This is a genomic window from Exilibacterium tricleocarpae, from assembly GCF_007004655.1.
In the GTDB taxonomy this organism is placed as follows: domain Bacteria; phylum Pseudomonadota; class Gammaproteobacteria; order Pseudomonadales; family Cellvibrionaceae; genus Exilibacterium; species Exilibacterium tricleocarpae.
Map to the genome: position 1 here is coordinate 1 of NZ_ML660150.1, position 1,631 is coordinate 1,631.

Sequence of the window (1,631 nt, forward strand, 5' to 3'; positions counted from 1 at the left end):
CTCCAAGGGTTGAGTCGGCCAGAATTCACGAAATAAAAGCCTTCTGGGCTCTGATTATCTCCCTCTTTCAGTTTAGGGCCAAGATTCCCTGAAAATGTACAAATGTCGTAATTTTTAAAATTTACGAAAGCCCCATTATCGGACTCGATCCAGACTTCAAGAACTCCGGGGTCTTTAAATATACGAATGAATATTGGAGAGCCATACTCAAGACCTTTGCCGGATAGACCTTTCCTTAAAACTGCTTCAACACTCGCAATAGATCTCTCTGCTCTAGCGCTACTAGGTATATCCGTTGCGAAAACCTGGGGGCTTATAAATATCGCTAGCAGGATGATGATTTGTTGTAGCATGCTCATTTGGTGCTCGATACCAGTAGTGCTAACGCTAAGCTAAACGGCAGGCGAAGCAACGCGTAGCCTGTCCGGTGGAGGCCACGCTTTTTGTGGCCGGAACGTATTTGAGCGCTTTGTTATGTTTGAGATTATCTAACATGCTCGTTTCCACAACCATGACAAAAAATTCCTTTTTTCCCACGCCAAACTCGATTTGTATTACACCTTCCGCACTTCAACTCTTTTGCCAAAACAGCGCCACATGAAAAACATTGATTCTTGTAACGAGTACCTTTACCAATTTTACCCAATTTTTCTTTGCAAACTGGACAACGACTTGAATTCTTACGCAATGCCAGCCTATCAGTTTTAGATATATGCTTCGGTACTCCCTCTGATTCAATATCTTTTTGGCTAACCTTGCTCATTTTGAATTCCTAGGTAAACATAACGCCCGCCAGAAGCTGACGGAGTGGAGGTGTTTTTATTTATGCTAGCGTAAGCGTACAGCATAAATAAAAACACCGGAACGGAGGTCAGTTTGCTGGCATTGTTATAACGGCAGCGGTACCAAGCTTTTAACCACACTTTGTGGAGCGCTAGCGGAACCGATATCTAAAGAATGCACCGTTTCGGACGAATGCACTACCCCAGAAACAGCCACCAATTTAATAAGTGCAGCCTCACGAAAAGTACACTGAAGCTATAACGGGCCACTAACTATATTATGGCACCAGGAAAGAAACTGCCGAGATACAAAATAGCACTTTCCTTAATGCCGCGATTCTTTCTACGAAGTACGTTTAAGTACGAACTTCAATTTACAAACCTTCAGGACATTGCCTTATAACGCAGAGTGCAGCGGCAGGCCACGCTAGTGGACTGTCGCGACTGCCACGTATTGTTATAGATTAGTTGTACGCATTAAACCAATCTGCTTGGATATGGAATGCGCCACAATTAGTACTTATATGTATATTAGTTTTTTTGCCCGAACTCAATAGTAAAAGAAGCATACTATATTGCTCTTTGAAAAACGGAGCATCTTTATTTAGCTCAATATAAGTTGTATTGCAATTATTTGGATTATTAATAGTTTCAACTGGTTCATATTTGAATGACACTAATGAACCTTGATTGACAAATACCTCAGTGATTGTTTTATTTCTGTTAGCGTTCATTCCCTGACATAATTGACACAGCGATCTCCCTGGTATCAGTTTACGTCCTTAACAACCGTCAACATCCCTGGTGGCATCTTCCATTGCCTTTGGTCTTTGGTGAGAACTATCACTG

General features: G+C 41.8%; 1 protein-coding gene and 1 pseudogene. Both read right to left on the reverse strand.

From position 1 onward, the window contains the following. Window positions 1-353, reverse strand: a pseudogene (locus FKG94_RS29120) (L,D-transpeptidase family protein); the annotation flags it as partial. Window positions 354-484: 131 nt separating this feature from the next. Beyond that, entirely contained in the window at window positions 485-763 is a 279-nt protein-coding gene (locus FKG94_RS28560) for a hypothetical protein (protein ID WP_142930356.1), read from the reverse strand. Window positions 764-1,631: the final 868 nt, after the last annotated feature.

What these genes read in the sequence shown, in the direction of transcription:
- FKG94_RS28560 (WP_142930356.1), bottom strand. Translation starts at nt 763, where the DNA reads ATGAGCAAGGTTAGCCAAAAAGATATTGAATCAGAGGGAGTACCGAAG.